The 13337-nt window shown below is 69.2% G+C and carries 18 protein-coding genes; 7 read left to right on the top strand and 11 right to left on the bottom strand.

Features of this window, described 5'->3' with window-relative positions:
- Complete coding sequence (locus AB0I43_RS02190; RefSeq protein ID WP_356972590.1) at positions 1 to 222, bottom strand: hypothetical protein; 222 nt, start codon at positions 220 to 222, stop codon at positions 1 to 3.
- 380 nt (positions 223 to 602) lie between these two features.
- Positions 603 to 995, bottom strand: a complete 393-nt coding sequence (locus AB0I43_RS02185) for a MerR family transcriptional regulator (protein ID WP_356972589.1) — start codon at positions 993 to 995, stop codon at positions 603 to 605.
- 112 nt (positions 996 to 1107) lie between these two features.
- Between AB0I43_RS02185 and AB0I43_RS02180 the strand changes: the two genes are divergently transcribed.
- Both AB0I43_RS02180 and AB0I43_RS02175 read left to right on the top strand, forming a co-directional pair.
- Positions 1108 to 2181, top strand: a complete 1074-nt coding sequence (locus AB0I43_RS02180) for an alkene reductase (RefSeq protein ID WP_357431029.1) — start codon at positions 1108 to 1110, stop codon at positions 2179 to 2181.
- A 64-nt stretch (positions 2182 to 2245) separates the two neighbouring features.
- A complete protein-coding gene (locus AB0I43_RS02175) occupies positions 2246 to 2533 on the top strand; it encodes an antibiotic biosynthesis monooxygenase family protein (protein ID WP_357431027.1) in 288 nt (95 codons plus the stop codon).
- A gap of 5 nt (positions 2534 to 2538) precedes the next feature.
- Here the strand turns inward: AB0I43_RS02175 and AB0I43_RS02170 are convergent, their stop codons facing one another.
- Entirely contained in the window at positions 2539 to 2916 is a 378-nt protein-coding gene (locus AB0I43_RS02170; RefSeq protein ID WP_357431025.1) for a MerR family transcriptional regulator, read from the bottom strand.
- A 56-nt stretch (positions 2917 to 2972) separates the two neighbouring features.
- Between AB0I43_RS02170 and AB0I43_RS02165 the strand changes: the two genes are divergently transcribed.
- Both AB0I43_RS02165 and AB0I43_RS02160 read left to right on the top strand, forming a co-directional pair.
- Positions 2973 to 4529, top strand: coding sequence for an MFS transporter (locus tag AB0I43_RS02165; RefSeq protein WP_357431023.1), 1557 nt, complete (start codon positions 2973 to 2975; stop codon positions 4527 to 4529).
- Positions 4530 to 4568: 39 nt separating this feature from the next.
- Positions 4569 to 4787, top strand: a complete 219-nt coding sequence (locus tag AB0I43_RS02160; protein ID WP_356972582.1) for a hypothetical protein — start codon at positions 4569 to 4571, stop codon at positions 4785 to 4787.
- Positions 4788 to 4836: 49 nt separating this feature from the next.
- Here the strand turns inward: AB0I43_RS02160 and AB0I43_RS02155 are convergent, their stop codons facing one another.
- The 3 genes from AB0I43_RS02155 to AB0I43_RS02145 form a co-directional block, all read right to left on the bottom strand.
- A complete protein-coding gene (locus AB0I43_RS02155; RefSeq protein WP_356972581.1) occupies positions 4837 to 5235 on the bottom strand; it encodes a DUF4870 domain-containing protein in 399 nt (132 codons plus the stop codon).
- Between the two features lie 75 nt (positions 5236 to 5310).
- Complete coding sequence (locus AB0I43_RS02150) at positions 5311 to 5625, bottom strand: nuclear transport factor 2 family protein (protein WP_357431021.1); 315 nt, start codon at positions 5623 to 5625, stop codon at positions 5311 to 5313.
- 127 nt (positions 5626 to 5752) lie between these two features.
- Positions 5753 to 6835 (bottom strand): DUF5685 family protein, encoded by a 1083-nt coding sequence (locus AB0I43_RS02145; protein ID WP_357431162.1) that lies wholly within the window; start codon positions 6833 to 6835, stop codon positions 5753 to 5755.
- Between the two features lie 188 nt (positions 6836 to 7023).
- Here AB0I43_RS02145 and AB0I43_RS02140 point away from each other — a divergent pair, with 188 nt between their 5' ends.
- Positions 7024 to 8217: an MFS transporter gene (locus AB0I43_RS02140; protein WP_357431019.1), complete on the top strand. Its 1194-nt coding sequence runs from the start codon at positions 7024 to 7026 to the stop codon at positions 8215 to 8217.
- A 4-nt stretch (positions 8218 to 8221) separates the two neighbouring features.
- Here AB0I43_RS02140 and AB0I43_RS02135 read toward each other — a convergent pair whose 3' ends face one another.
- The 4 genes from AB0I43_RS02135 to AB0I43_RS02120 form a co-directional block, all read right to left on the bottom strand.
- The gene (locus AB0I43_RS02135; RefSeq protein WP_357431017.1) at positions 8222 to 9043 is read right to left on the bottom strand and encodes an AraC family transcriptional regulator; all 822 of its coding nucleotides are present in this window, start codon (positions 9041 to 9043) and stop codon (positions 8222 to 8224) included.
- An 81-nt stretch (positions 9044 to 9124) separates the two neighbouring features.
- Positions 9125 to 9880, bottom strand: a complete 756-nt coding sequence (locus AB0I43_RS02130; protein ID WP_356972574.1) for an ATP-grasp domain-containing protein — start codon at positions 9878 to 9880, stop codon at positions 9125 to 9127.
- A gap of 30 nt (positions 9881 to 9910) precedes the next feature.
- Complete coding sequence (locus tag AB0I43_RS02125) at positions 9911 to 10837, bottom strand: DUF808 domain-containing protein (RefSeq protein WP_356972573.1); 927 nt, start codon at positions 10835 to 10837, stop codon at positions 9911 to 9913.
- A gap of 68 nt (positions 10838 to 10905) precedes the next feature.
- Positions 10906 to 11616, bottom strand: a complete 711-nt coding sequence (locus AB0I43_RS02120; RefSeq protein ID WP_357431015.1) for an enoyl-CoA hydratase/isomerase family protein — start codon at positions 11614 to 11616, stop codon at positions 10906 to 10908.
- A 163-nt stretch (positions 11617 to 11779) separates the two neighbouring features.
- On the opposite strand from AB0I43_RS02120, the gene AB0I43_RS02115 reads away from it, so the two are divergent.
- Entirely contained in the window at positions 11780 to 12427 is a 648-nt protein-coding gene (locus AB0I43_RS02115; RefSeq protein ID WP_357431013.1) for a helix-turn-helix domain-containing protein, read from the top strand.
- A 32-nt stretch (positions 12428 to 12459) separates the two neighbouring features.
- On the top strand, positions 12460 to 12927 hold the full coding sequence (locus tag AB0I43_RS02110) for a DUF3291 domain-containing protein (RefSeq protein ID WP_357431011.1): 468 nt from the start codon (positions 12460 to 12462) through the stop codon (positions 12925 to 12927).
- Here the strand turns inward: AB0I43_RS02110 and AB0I43_RS02105 are convergent.
- Positions 12919 to 13335 carry a helix-turn-helix domain-containing protein gene (locus AB0I43_RS02105; protein ID WP_357431009.1) on the bottom strand — a complete coding sequence of 139 codons (417 nt, stop codon included), beginning with the start codon at positions 13333 to 13335 and terminating at the stop codon, positions 12919 to 12921. The genes AB0I43_RS02110 and AB0I43_RS02105 overlap by 9 nt on opposite strands.
- Positions 13336 to 13337: the final 2 nt, after the last annotated feature.

The raw sequence follows: 13337 nt of genomic DNA, 5'->3' as shown, positions 1-13337 counted from the left end.
TCAGCACGTCGCCGGGAAGGACAGCGCGTTCAGCAATCGCGTCGCCTCCGCTCGGTACTCGGCCAGCACATCGAAGCGCTCGCCGGGAATGATCGTCGTGCGCAGCTCGAAGTCCAGCGCTTCCAGCCGGGTACGCAGTTTCCCGGCGGCGTCGGCGGGCACCACCTCGAGTCCGCGCAGCACGGCGATGAACTCGGCGAACCGTTGCTCCAGGCTCGGCATCGCGCAACTCCCTCTCGTTGGCGCCCACGCGAACCGGAACTCGCGGGGCGATCACGCATCGGCGCTGATGCTCGAACAGACATCAACCAGGTTCGCACACGAGCAGATCAGCTATCCGACCGGCCACCGGTCGCGACGAAGGGCCTACCCGGGCCCCTGGATGGAATAGGTATAGCCGACGACCGAGCCCTCGGCAAGGCCCCTGGTCAGCCCCGCGACAAAACCCGGCCCGCACCCGAAAGTCGCGGCGCCACATGGTGATCGGTACCAATTGACACAGATACTCCGAGCCGTACGCGACCGATTCCGGGAGGACGCGCCTTCGAACTCTGTTGGCCGGAAACGGTTTACGCCCCGGGCGGCGACTTTGCCGGGCACGCTCAGGAACAGGACCGGGCCGGCTCGCCGCCGGGAGCGGTTGTCGCGCGATGCGCCCGGTTGACGGCCATGAGCCCGTCGAGGGCGTCCCGCGTCTGCACGAGTTCGGTGATGTGCTCGGACAATCGGTCGCGTTCGCGCGCCATCCGTTCGAACGCGGCATCGGTGTTGTCGTCGCTCGGCGCGTCGACGCAGGGCAGGATGTCGGCGATGGTCCGGCTGGACAGACCGGCGGCGTAGAGCCGCTGCAGGAACGTGACCCGGTCGACGTCGTAGGCGGTGTAATGGCGCTGGCCGGAGGGACTGCGGGTACTGGCCAGCAGCCCCTGGTCCTCGTAGTAGCGCAGCGAGCGCACGCTGGCTCCGGTCCGCGCCGCCAGTTCTCCGATCCGCACGGCTTCCTCTCGATATGAGCTGCCTCACAGCACTTGCCTCTGACATTGACGTCAGGTTTTAGCGTAGCGGACGTGCCCGCCGACGGGCGCTCGGGACTACGAAGGAGCTTGGATGACATCCCTTTTCGACAGCTACCGGCTCGGTGACCTGACCCTGCCCAACCGGGTGGTGATGGCCCCGATGACCCGGGTGCGCGCCGCCGCGGGCGGCCTGGCGACGCCGTCCATGGCGACCTACTACGCCCAGCGCGCCTCCGCCGGGCTGATCGTGTCCGAAGGCGTGCAGCCCAGCCTGATCGGGCAATCGAATCCGGGTACGCCCGGGCTCTACACCGACGCGCAGGTCGCGGCCTGGCGCCCGGTCACCGCCGCGCTGCACGCCAACGGCGGCCGGATCTTCGCGCAGATCATGCACGGCGGGCGGGTGTCGCACCCCGAGACGATGGGTGCCCAGCCGGTCGGCCCGTCCGCCGTCCCCGCGGTCGGCGACGTGTTCACCCCGTCCGGGCGGCAACCCGCACCGCTGCCGCGCGCCCTGGACCTCGCCGAGGTGCCCGAGCACGCGCGGTCCTACGGCGCGGCCGCGCGCCGCGCCCTCGAGGCCGGCTTCGACGGCGTCGAATTGCACGGCGCCAACGGCTATCTGATCTCCCAGTTCCTCGCCGCCAACGCCAATCTGCGCACCGACCGCTACGGCGGCTCGATCCGCAACCGGATCCGCTTCGCCGTCGAGGCGACCGCCGCCACGGTCGAGGCCGTGGGCGCGGCCCGCACCGGCATCCGCCTGTCCCCCGGCGCGACCTTCTGGGGCGTCGAGGAAACCGAGGTCGCCGAGCTGTACTCGGCGCTGCTGGACGAACTGATCCGCCTGGACCTCGCCTATATCCACCTGGAGGCGACCACCGACGACGAGCTGCTGCTCGCGCTGCGCCGCCAGTGGCCGGGCACCCTGATCATGAACCCCGTCTACCCGATGGGTCCCAAACAGGTGGGACGCGAGGACGCCGACCGCTGGCTCGGGCTCGGCGCCGACCTGATCAGCTTCGGCCGCGCCTTCATCGCCAACCCCGACCTCGTCGAACGCCTGCGCGGCGCGCTGCCGATCGCGCCGGTCGACGAGGTGGCCTACTACGAAGGTGGTGACGCGGGATACCTGACCTACCCGGCGTATCAGCACTCGGCCTGAGCGATGAGTTCTGCGACGATCACCCGTCTTATCCTGCGACCGGACTCGGACAAAGGAGCAGCGCATGGTGATCGTCGCAGGACATCTCGAAGTCGATCCGCGGGACCGGGCGGCCTACCTCGCCGACTGCGCCGCCGTCGTCGCGCAGGCGCGCAGCACACCCGGTTGCCTCGACTTCTCGATCGCGGCGGACCTGATCGACGACGCCCGCATCGTCATCTTCGAGCGGTGGGAGTCGCGGGCGGCCGTCGAGGCGTTCCGCGCCGGTGGCCCCTCCGACGCGCAGACCGCCGCGATCCGCGCTGCCTCGGTGGCCGAGTACGACATCGCCGCCGCCCGATCGCTGACCTGACCCGCTCAGGCGATTACCGCACGCACGACTTCCGGTGGCGCGGTGGCGATCACGGTATCCAGGGCGTGCCGGGCGGCCTCGAGATCACGGATGCTCGCCTCGATGCGCTCGCGCTCCCGATACAGATCGAGCAGCAGTTCCGGGCAATCCGCGATGAGCCGGCCGTCGCCGGTGGCCAGGCAGGGCAGCACGTCGGCGATGGTCGTCGTGGACAAGCCCGCGGCGAGCAAGCTCCGGATATTCAGTACCCGGGCGACATCGGATTCGTGGTATTCCCGATACCCCGACGGTTGCCGCTCGGGCCGCAGCAGCCCCTGTTCCTCGTAGTAGCGGAGCAGGCGCTGACTGACTCCGGTCCGCCGCTGCAACACCCCGATCCGCACCAAACCTCCCGCGACGCCTTGACTCTCACATATATGTGAGACTTTAGCGTAGCGGCATGTCCGATTCCCGCACCATGCTCGACCCGCCGAAAGCCGGTCCGCGCGAATGGCTCGGCCTCGCCGTGCTCGCCCTGCCCACCCTGTTGCTGGCGATGGACGTCACCGTCCTCTATCTGGCCGTTCCGCACCTCACGGCGGATCTGCGGCCGACCGGAATCGAACTGCTGTGGATCGCCGACAGCTACGGCTTTCTGATCGCCGGGTTCTTGATCACCATGGGCACGCTCGGCGACCGCATCGGGCGGCGCCGACTGCTGATGCTCGGCGCGAGCGGGTTCGCCGCGGCGTCGGTGCTCGCCGCCTTCGCCACCAGCCCGCTGCTGCTGATCCTGGCCCGCGCGCTGCTGGGTATCGCGGGCGCGACCCTGATGCCCTCCACACTCGCGTTGATCACCACCATGTTTCGCGAGGGCGGCCAGCGCGCGACCGCCATCGGCGTCTGGGCGACCTGCATGTCCGCGGGCATGGCGGCGGGCCCGATCCTCGGCGGCCTGATGCTGGAGTCGTTCTGGTGGGGTTCGGTGTTCCTGCTCGCCCTGCCGGTCATGGCGCTGCTGCTGGCCACCGCTCCGACCCTGCTGCCGGAGTATCGTGATCCCGCCGCCGGACGGATCGACGTCCCGAGTGTGCTGTTGAGCCTCGCCGCTATCCTGCCGGCGGTCTTCGGCATCAAGAAGGCCGCCGAGACCGGATTCTCCCTCGGATCGGTCGCGGCGATCCTGATCGGCCTGGGCTTCGGGTTCGTGTTCGTGCGCCGCCAACGCCGGCTCGCGTCGCCGCTGCTGGATCTCGGGCTGTTCGGCAATCCGGCCTTCCGCGCGGCGCTGTTGATCCTGCTCTTCGGGCTCGGCACGGTCGGCGGCAGCTACCTGTTCATCACCCAGTACCTCCAGCTGGTTCGCGGCTCGACGCCGCTGAACGCGGGCCTGTGGCTGTTGCCGCCCGCCGCGGCGCTGCTGATCGCGTCCACGCTGACGCCGATCATCGCGCGCACCGTCGCCCCGCGATTCGTGGTGGCCGGCGCCCTGGCGCTCGCGACCGCCGGGTACCTGTCCCTCGTCTTCGTCGACGCGGTCGGCGGCCTGCCGCTGCTGATCGCGGGCTTCGTTCTCGTCTATGCGGGCATCAGCCCGCTCATGGTGCTCGGCACCGATCTGGTCATCGGCGCCACCCCGCCGGAGCGGGCCGGTTCGGCGGCGGCGATGTCGGAAACCAGCATGGAGTTCGGCGTCGCGACCGGTATCGCCGTGCTCGGCGCGCTCGGCACCGCCGTCTACCGCGCCGACGCCTCCTCGGCGCCGGAAATGCCGGCGGCAGCGGCGGATTCGCTCGGCGCGGCCGACGCCGTCGCGGCGGATTTGCCCGCCGAACTCGGTGACGCGATCCGCGCGGCGGCGCGGGAGGCATTCACGAACGGGCTCAACCTCACCGCGCTGGTGTGTGCGGCGATCACGGCGGTGCTCACCGTGGTGGCCCTGCGGTCGCTGCGGCCGCCGGTTGGTGCGGCGGGCACCGAACATGATGTGCTGTCGATACCGACAAGGGCCGAATAGCCCTGCCACCGACTCGATCACCCGCGAAGCGAGACCGCAATGCCCAGATCCCTGTTCGGCTCTCTGTTCCGATTCATCGGGCGCATCTTCGCCGGCGCTCCCATCCTGGCCCTGTTCCTCGTGGTCGCCGTCCTGGTCGGCTTGTTCGCCGCGATCCTGCTGCTGACCAATTCCTCCCCCGCCGACCGAACGCCGACCACACCGACCGTCACCACAACCCGCAACTGCGCGCCCTTCGCGTGCACGGTCGGCCAGTGACACGAACGCCAACGGACCGAACATGTTTCGGTCCGTTGGCGGCGAACTGCTATCGCACGGAGTTGGCCAGCTGATCAGCGTAGGGCGCGACGAACTTCCCGACCAGGGGTAGCTCGGCCCGCGCGCCACCGACCTTGTTGGCCTGCACCATCGCCATGACCCACACGACGATCACGAAGACCGCGAGCACGAATCCGGCCAGGCTGAAGATGATCCCGACAGTGCCCAGGGCCGCGCCGAGGAAGCTCAGCACCACATTGGCCACGGTGGCCGCGCCGAAGAACACGATCGACTGCGCGGCATGGAATTTCACGTCGGGATCGTCTTTGCCGACGAACAGGAAGATGATGCCGGTGACCCAGCCCAGCACGTAGGACAGGATCGCACTGGTCTTTTTGTCCAGGCCGGAGGAGCGAGGCTGGTTGCTGGGGGGTTGAGAATATGTCATGGGGTAAGTAGACACTGCGCAAGCCACCTACCGATACCAACTTTCGGCAAAAACTGCCGGTCGCCAGGGAATCGCTCACCGCATGCCCGGCCGCCGCAGATGCCGCCGGACATCGCCCAGCAGATCGAGGTGGAACCGCCGCTCGGCGAATCGCCACTCCGCACCCCGACGAAAGAATTGATCCTCGTACCGCCCGGCGACAATGGGCTGTAGCGAAAGCCCTTCCACCGCCTGCAAAACGGTCACGTAAGACTGAGCGCGCGCGGTCCCCGCCTCCTCGTCCACTTCCAGAATCACATTCGTCGTCACATGCTTCGTCTTCGGCGTCCCGTCCGCGTAGACGATCACCATCCGCGCGAACATTTCCTCGATCGCCCTGCGCCCCTTCACCTCTCCCTACCCGCCCACGAACGCCGCGTCCGCGAGCAACTCCCCCAGCCCCGCGAAATCCCCGCGGTCCACCAGGTCGGCGTAGCGATAGATCAGGTTCTCCAGCAGGCGATGCGTCGACATGGCGTCACGCTACCGCCCGGCCTCGCGAACGGTCAGCAGTCACAACAGCAATCGCAGAGGCCGCAATCACCGCGGCCCCGCCGCCGCGCGAACGGCGGCGGTCGCCGCGACAGTCCTTACAGCAGTCGGCGAAGCAATTTCCGACGTCGAAGCACTGCCGAGCGGCCCACCCACGATTCCGATCACGCCGACGAGCCGGGGTCGAGGACCCGCCCGGCCGCCGGGTGGAACCGCACGGGTGGCCGGTCGAAGTCCCGGCGCCGAGCCGCCGGAGCACCGAGGTCAGCGGGTCCAGCAGCATCCAGCGGACCGCGGGCACATCGCGCAGTCCGGCCGCGGCGACCGCCCGGCGCAGGGCCGAATCCGATTCCCGCAGCAGGTCATACGCCGCGGGCAGCGTGGTTCCGGTCGCCGACAGTGGATTGAATTTCCCTTCCCTGCGATCGTCGTCGAAATCCTCGACCGCGTCGGCGAGGTGCGCGATCCGCCCGAAATGTCGCCCCGCCTCCCGCAGCGGTTCGACATTCTCCGCGCGTTCAGCGAGAACGGCTGTGTGACCGAAGAACTCGGCCGCGCACCGTTGCGCGGGGCCGGTCAGTTCGTCCACCGAACTCGAACGAACCTCTAGCTCCGCCTGCGAACCGATCGCGGCGACAAGCGGTTCCACATCCAGACCGATCCGGCCCGCCTGCACCCGCGCGCCATTCGCCCACCGGGTCGACACCCGCCCCATCGGACGCCGCGTCAGCACCGACCCGTCGCAATCCTCGACATGATCGCGGATCTTCGCCGAACCCAGCAGCAGCGACGCCGTCGAAGCCAGCAGCACCCCGGGCGAATCCGCGGCCGCCACCTCCGCGCGCCGCATCCGCCGCAGCGCGCAGCGACCCGCCGTGGTGCGCCGCATCGGCGCGGCCGACTGGGCCTCGGTGAGCACGCTGAGCAAGATCGCGTCGGTATTGGTCGCGGTGCGCGCCAATTGCCCCTGCCCGTCCCGCAATCCGAGACACAGCCCGCACATGTGGGCGCGCCACTGCGCCGGATCGATCCCATACTTCTCGGCACCGTGGGAACACGGCCGCAACATCCCGAACACTTACACTCCGCCCCAGCCTGCACGACCGATCGAACCCATTGATCTCCTGCACCTTTGCAGGACAGCGACCACAGCGCAATCGCAGGACTCGCCTGACGAACCGCGCAACCCTGGCGTTTGGGACGAACGCCGTGGCGTTTCGGTCGCGTTCCGGACGACCGCGCGCTGTTGCACCCGGCATGACGACGACAACGACTCCGACAGCGGCGGTGACGCCGAAACCCGCGGGCCGGGCCGGGCTCGCGCTGTTCACCATGTTCCTGGGCAGCTTCACCCTGGTCAGCGCCGAGTTCCTGCCGCCGGGCGTGCTGACCGCGATGGCCGCGGATCTGGGCGTGCGGGAGGGGGTGGTCGGGCTCTCGGTCAGCGCCACCGCGTTCACCGCGCTGCTGGCGGCCCTCGGCCTGAGCTCGGTGTTCCCGCGCCTGGACCGGCGCACCCTGCTGATGGCGCTGACCATCGGTGCGGCGGTGTCCAACCTGGTGGTGGCGCTCGCGCCAAACATCGTCCTGCTGCTGCTCGCGCGACTGCTGCTCGGCGCGGCGGTCGGCGGCTACTGGTCGATGGCGCTGGTGATCGCGACCCGGCTGGTGCCCGCCGACCGGCTCGGCAAGGCGATGATGCTCGTGAACGCGGGCACCACGGTCGCGACGGTGGCGGGCGTGCCGCTGGGTGTGCTGCTCAGCCAATTCGCGGGCTGGCGCGTCGTCTTCGTGGTCGCGGCCGCGCTCACGGTGGTGGCGGCGATCGCGGTGCGGCTGACGCTGCCGCCGATCCCGCCCGCGCCCGGTGTCGGCTGGTCGGCCATGGGCGGCGCGCTGCGCGCACCCGGCGTGGCCCTCGGCCTGCTCAGTGTGGTCGCCGTGATCGGCGGGCATTTCGCCGGCTACACCTACATCCGTCCCGCCCTCGCCGAACTGCTCGGCGCCGGCCCCGGCGCGATCCCGATCCTGTTGGCGCTGTTCGGCGTCGGCGGTCTCGTCGGCAACTTCGTGATCGGTTCGCTCGCCGACCGCAGACTGGAACTGCTGCTGGTGCTGGTGCCCGCCGTGATCGCGGTGTCCATCGCCGCGATCATCGCCTCCGCGCACCTGGCCGCGCTGGCCTATGTCGCGGTGATCCTGTGGGGCGGCGCGTTCGGCGGCATTCTCAATGTGGTGCAGGTGTGGATCTCGCGGGTGCTGCCCGACCGGGTCGAGGCGGGCAGCGGTCTGCTGGTGGCCGGGTTCCAGCTCGCCATCATTCTCGGCTCGGCGGTCGGCGGCCGGTTCGTCGACACCCTCGGCACCGCCACCACCTACGGTATCGCCGCCGTGCTCGCCCTGCTGGGCGGCATCGTGGTCCGCCTGTCGCTGGCGCGCGTCCAGCGTTGAGGTACTAAGACGGCATCCGGGCGTTGCGCCGCCACTCCGACGGCGTGACGCCCGTGTGCCGCCGGAAGGCGCGCCCGAAGGCCGTCTCCGAGCGATATCCCAACCGCCGCGCCACATTTCCCACCGAGACGTCCGGTTCGGCGAGGAACCGCTGTGCCCGTTCCACGCGCAGCGAGGTCAGGTAGCGGCCCGGGGTGAGGCCGGTGGCCGCCTGGAAGCGCGCGGCGAAACCGGAACGCGAGGCCAGCGCCACCTTCGCCAGCGCCTCGACCGTCCATTCCCGGCCCGGATCGGCATGCATGGCGGCCACCGCCCGCGCCAGGTCCGGCTCGTTCACCCGCAGCAGCCAGCGTTTGGGCGCGCAGCCGCGGGTGAACCACGACTCCAGCGCCATCGATGCGATCAAGGTCGCGACCCGATCCCCCTGCACCCCTTCGGGATCCGAGCATTCGGCGGCCAGATGCCGGAACATCGTCGCGGCCAACGGCGCGTGCCGCTCGAACTCGGTCAGCAGCACCCGCTCCGGCAGAGGCGTCGCCGCCGCACTCAACGGGGCGAGCTGAATACGCCACACCATCGCCTCGGACAGCGCCCGCACGGCGAACCGCACCTGCTGCGGCACGAACAGAAAATCCCCGTGCGCCAAATCCTCCGCCGCCCCCAGCCCCTCCACCCGCACCAACCCCTCCGCCACCACCAGCGCATTCGGCGCACCACTCAAATGCACCCAATCCCCCGCCGCCAGCCGGCACACCTCCCGCCCCGCATACCGCCACCGCTGCGCGGCCAGCACCTCCTCCAGCCCGCCATCCACCACCGCAACCATCCTCGCGCCATATCCCCTTACCGATGTCACCGTAGCAAGATGGCACCCGCCAGACCTGCGCGGAATCACTCCACGGTCGAACTAGGCCACGGCGGATTCGAGCAGTTCGCTCCACCGGGCCAGCACCAGCGCGGTGTACGCGTCGGCGGTGATGTCGTAGGCGCCGAGCGCATAGCCATCGTTTGCTTCGATCAACGCGGTTCGGCCGTCGGCCAGCACCCCGAAATCGATGGCGTAACCGCTGGGCGCGGTCTCCGACCGTCGATAGGCGGCCACGGCCGCTTCCACAAGGCGCAGATCGAGGAGCGCGGACTCGTCACCGCGGTAGCGGTCCACGGCCACGATGCGGTCCGCGTGAACGTAGACGCGATACTCCGCAACCCACTCCACCACCTCCGAGCACCAGACGCGTTGACGGCGGCTGACATTGCCGAGCACCGCGACATCCCGCTCGGAATAGAACACCGCGCCGGTGAAGTTCTTGCGCCGCTCCGCGGGTTTGACGAAGGTCGGTGGCAGCGCCCCCCTTTCGAACCCGCGCTCGACTTCGCCCAGCGTCGCCGTCCACACCGCGCGATGCAGAAATTCCCGGAGGCCGGCGGGGTAGTCGTCGGGTTCGGGAATGGGAATCCCGAGTTGCCGCATGGCACCGTGCATCGCGTCCATGTCACCGGCGATGAAAACCTCCGGCCCCAAGGGCAGCTGGCGGCGATGGACGCGCTTGCTCGTGTAGTACCGCACCGGTATCCCGCGCTGTTCCAGCCCTTCGCGCAGCAACGATTCCTCGTGTCGCATCGGGCCGCTACCGGCGTACTCGAGGTATGCGGTTGTGATCATGATCCCACCCGAGAGGGCCGGGGGCTCGGATCAGTGCTTCTTCTTGAAGGGGAGCACCTGGACGATGAGTACGACGAGGGTGCCGACGACGAAGCCGATGACGGCGGAGGCGGCGGTGTTGGTGAGCCATGCCAGGATTCCGCCGATGCCGGCGACGGCGTCGTGGACGGCTTCCTCCGCGTGGTGGACCAGTTCGTAGGGCCAGTGCCAGCCGAGGGTGTCGGTGCCGGTGAGCAGGATGTGGCCGCCGACCCAGAGCATCGCGACGGTGCCGATCACCGACAGCGCCGAGAGCAGCTTGGGCATGCCCGCCACCAGCCCGCGGCCCACGACCTGCGCGAACCGCGAGGATCGTTGTGCCAGCGCGAGTCCGATGTCGTCCATCTTCACGATCAGCCCGACGACGCCGTACACCGCGGCGGTGATGACCAGCGCGACGGCCACCAGAATGATCAGCCGCGGGAAGAACGACTGGTGCGCGACCTCGTTGAGGGCGATCACCATGATCTCGGCGGACAGGATGAAATCGGTGCGGATGGCGCCCGCCGTCATCGACTTCTCGTCGGCCGGACCGTCGGATTCGGCCGCGTGGCTGTCGTGATGCAGGAACCGGCCCAGCACCTTCTCCGCGCCTTCGAAGCACAGGTAGGCCGCGCCGATCATCAGGATCGGGGTGAGCAGCCAGGGCGCGAACTGGCTCAGGATCAGCGCCGCCGGCAGGATGAAAAGCAGCTTGTTGCGCAGCGAGCCGATCGCGATCCGCTTGATCATCGGCAGCTCGCGGTCGGCGGTGATGCCGTGCACGTACTGCGGCGTCACGGCGGTGTCGTCGATGACCACCCCGGCGGCCTTGGCGGTCGCCCGGCCGGTGGCCGCGCCGATGTCATCGATGGAAGCCGCCGCGAGCCGGGCCAACGCGGCCACGTCATCGAGGAGTCCGAACAGGCCTGCGCTCATGCATGGCAGATTACCGGCGCGCCGCCCGTTCAAACGAATGTGCAGCGTTTCCGGCGGGGCCGAACCGGTTACGAGTGCCTGATCAGCGCGTGATCGGTGTAACCGACCACCGGTTCCTGGAGCGCGTCGACGGCGTGCCGGTGCAGGGCGGTCTTGATCTCGGCCAGCACCGGCCCGCGCGTGTGGGCCAGCGACTGCGCGTATTCGACGGCCAGCGGCAGCACCCGATCGGTCTCGGCGGTCGCGTCCACCAGGCCGGCGGCGAGCGCGTCCGCGGCGCCGTAGCGGCGTCCGGTGACCAGCGCCTCGTGCGCCACCCCCGCGGGCAGCCGGGACCGCAGCATGGCCACGGCCGGGTAGGCGTAATTCGCACCCAGCGTGACCCCGGGGAAGCAGAAGAACCCCCGGTCGGCGCGCATCACCCGATGGTCGTGGGCGACGGCCAGGAACGCGCCCGCCCCGAAGGTGTGCCCGTTGAGCGCCGCGACGACCGGCATCGACAGGGTGAGGATGCGGCGCATCAGCAACTGCACCTCGGTGAGGTACCAGTCCGCCCGATCCGGCTGACCGGCACACCACGCGAGGTCCGCCCCGGTGGAGTAGTGCTTGCCGTCACCGGTGGTGACCAGCGCCGCCGGCCCCTCGCTCGCGAGCGCCTCGTCGAGGAGCGCGTTCATCTCGAACAGCCAGTCCGGATGGAATCGGTTCTCGGTGTCACGCTGCCCGCGCTCGCCGAGATGCACTACGAACACGTCGCCTTCACGCCGCATGTATGGCATCGGGGCAACCTACCGCAAACATTTTCGCCTCGACGCGTGCGACACGCCTGCGCCGGAAGCATGCTGGTGGCGGCGTATCCGAATCCCTCGCCCGGCCATCGGAATCCGCTTGCGCGAGATTCGCCGCTCTAACTCGGATACAGATTGTTCTTAGAATGGTCCGGTGACGGACATCGACGCCATCGGCGCACTCCAGGACCCGGTTCGGCGGCGACTCTACGACTACGTCGCGGCCAGCGCCGAACCGGTCAGCCGCAACGACGCGGCGACCACCGCCGGGATCCAGCGCACCCTGGCCGCACACCATCTCGACAAACTGGTCGAGGCCGGCTTGCTCGAGACCGAGAGCCGGCGGCTGTCGGGACGCTCGGGCCCGGGCGCGGGACGCCCTGCCAAGCTCTATCGCCGGACGACGACCGAACATCAGGTCTCGCTGCCGCCGCGCGACTATCGCACGGCCGCAGAGTTGTTGGCTCAGGTCGCTGAACAGGCTCGCCTGGATGTCGAACTGCACCGGGCGGCCCGCGAACAGGGCCGGGCCGCGCGCGGCGAACCCGTGCGGGACCGGACCGAGGTGGCCGACCTGCTGCGCGCCCGCGGCTACGAGCCTTTCGCCGACGACGACACCCTCCGCATGCGCAACTGCCCGTTCCACGCCCTCGCCGAGGCGTATCCCCCGCTGGTGTGCGGCATGAACCACGCCTTGCTGACGGGTCTGCTCGAGGACGCCGAGGGGGTGCGCGTCCGCCTGGACGCCCGGCCCGGAATCTGCTGTGTCGCCGTCGAATTCTCTAAAAACAATGATGATTGACATAGAGATTCACGGCGTGCTGAACTGAAGCCATGACCGGTTATCACCTCGCCGAACTGAACACCGCCCTGCTCAAATACCCGCTGGACGACCCGCGCATGGCGGGCTTCACCTCCATGCTCGAGCCGATCAACGCCCTCGCCGAGCGCTCCCCCGGCTACATCTGGCGCCTGGTGGACGATTCCGGCCTGGACGCCACCTCCATGCGCCCGCTCGGCGCGAACGTCATCGTGAACCTGTCGGTCTGGGAAACGCGAGAAGCCTTCTGGGACTACGTCTATCGCAGCGGCCATCTGGAATTCCTGCGCCGGCGCAGCGAGTGGTTCGAGCGCCCCCGCGAGCACATGATCGTCCTGTGGTGGATACCCGCCGGCCACACGCCGACCCTCGACGAGGCGCTCGAGCGCCTGCACGCGCTGCGCGCGAACGGCCCCTCGCCCCGCGCGTTCTCGTTGCGGGAGAAGTATTCCCCCGAGGAGGCGCTCGCGGCCCTACCGTGAGTGGCCGTCGATCGTCGCCATGTTCTCCTGCGCCCACGCCCGCAGGGCGGCCAGCGGAACCTCGAGCGACAACCCCAGAGCGGTGAGCCGGTAGTGCACACGCGGCGGGACGGTCGGTTCCACCCGCCGCGCGACCAGGCCGTCATCGACCAGATTCCGCAACGTCACCGACAGCATCTTCTGCGACACACCGGGCATCCGGCGGCGCAATTCGGCGAACCGAATCTCCTCGGGTTCGGCCTCGGCCAGCAGCTTGACCACCATCGACACCCACTTGGTGCCGATCCGGTCGAGCAGCCGCCGGGTCGGGCAATCCGGGTCGAACAGGTCGCCGCGCCGGTCGGGTTGTGCGGTCACCTCGAGCTCACCACCTGAGTAATCAGTGCCGTCTTCACGGATCGGGAACATTT

Source organism: Nocardia sp. NPDC050435, from assembly GCF_040655395.1.
Lineage (GTDB): Bacteria > Actinomycetota > Actinomycetes > Mycobacteriales > Mycobacteriaceae > Nocardia.
This window is presented reverse-complemented; position numbering and strand designations above follow the sequence as displayed.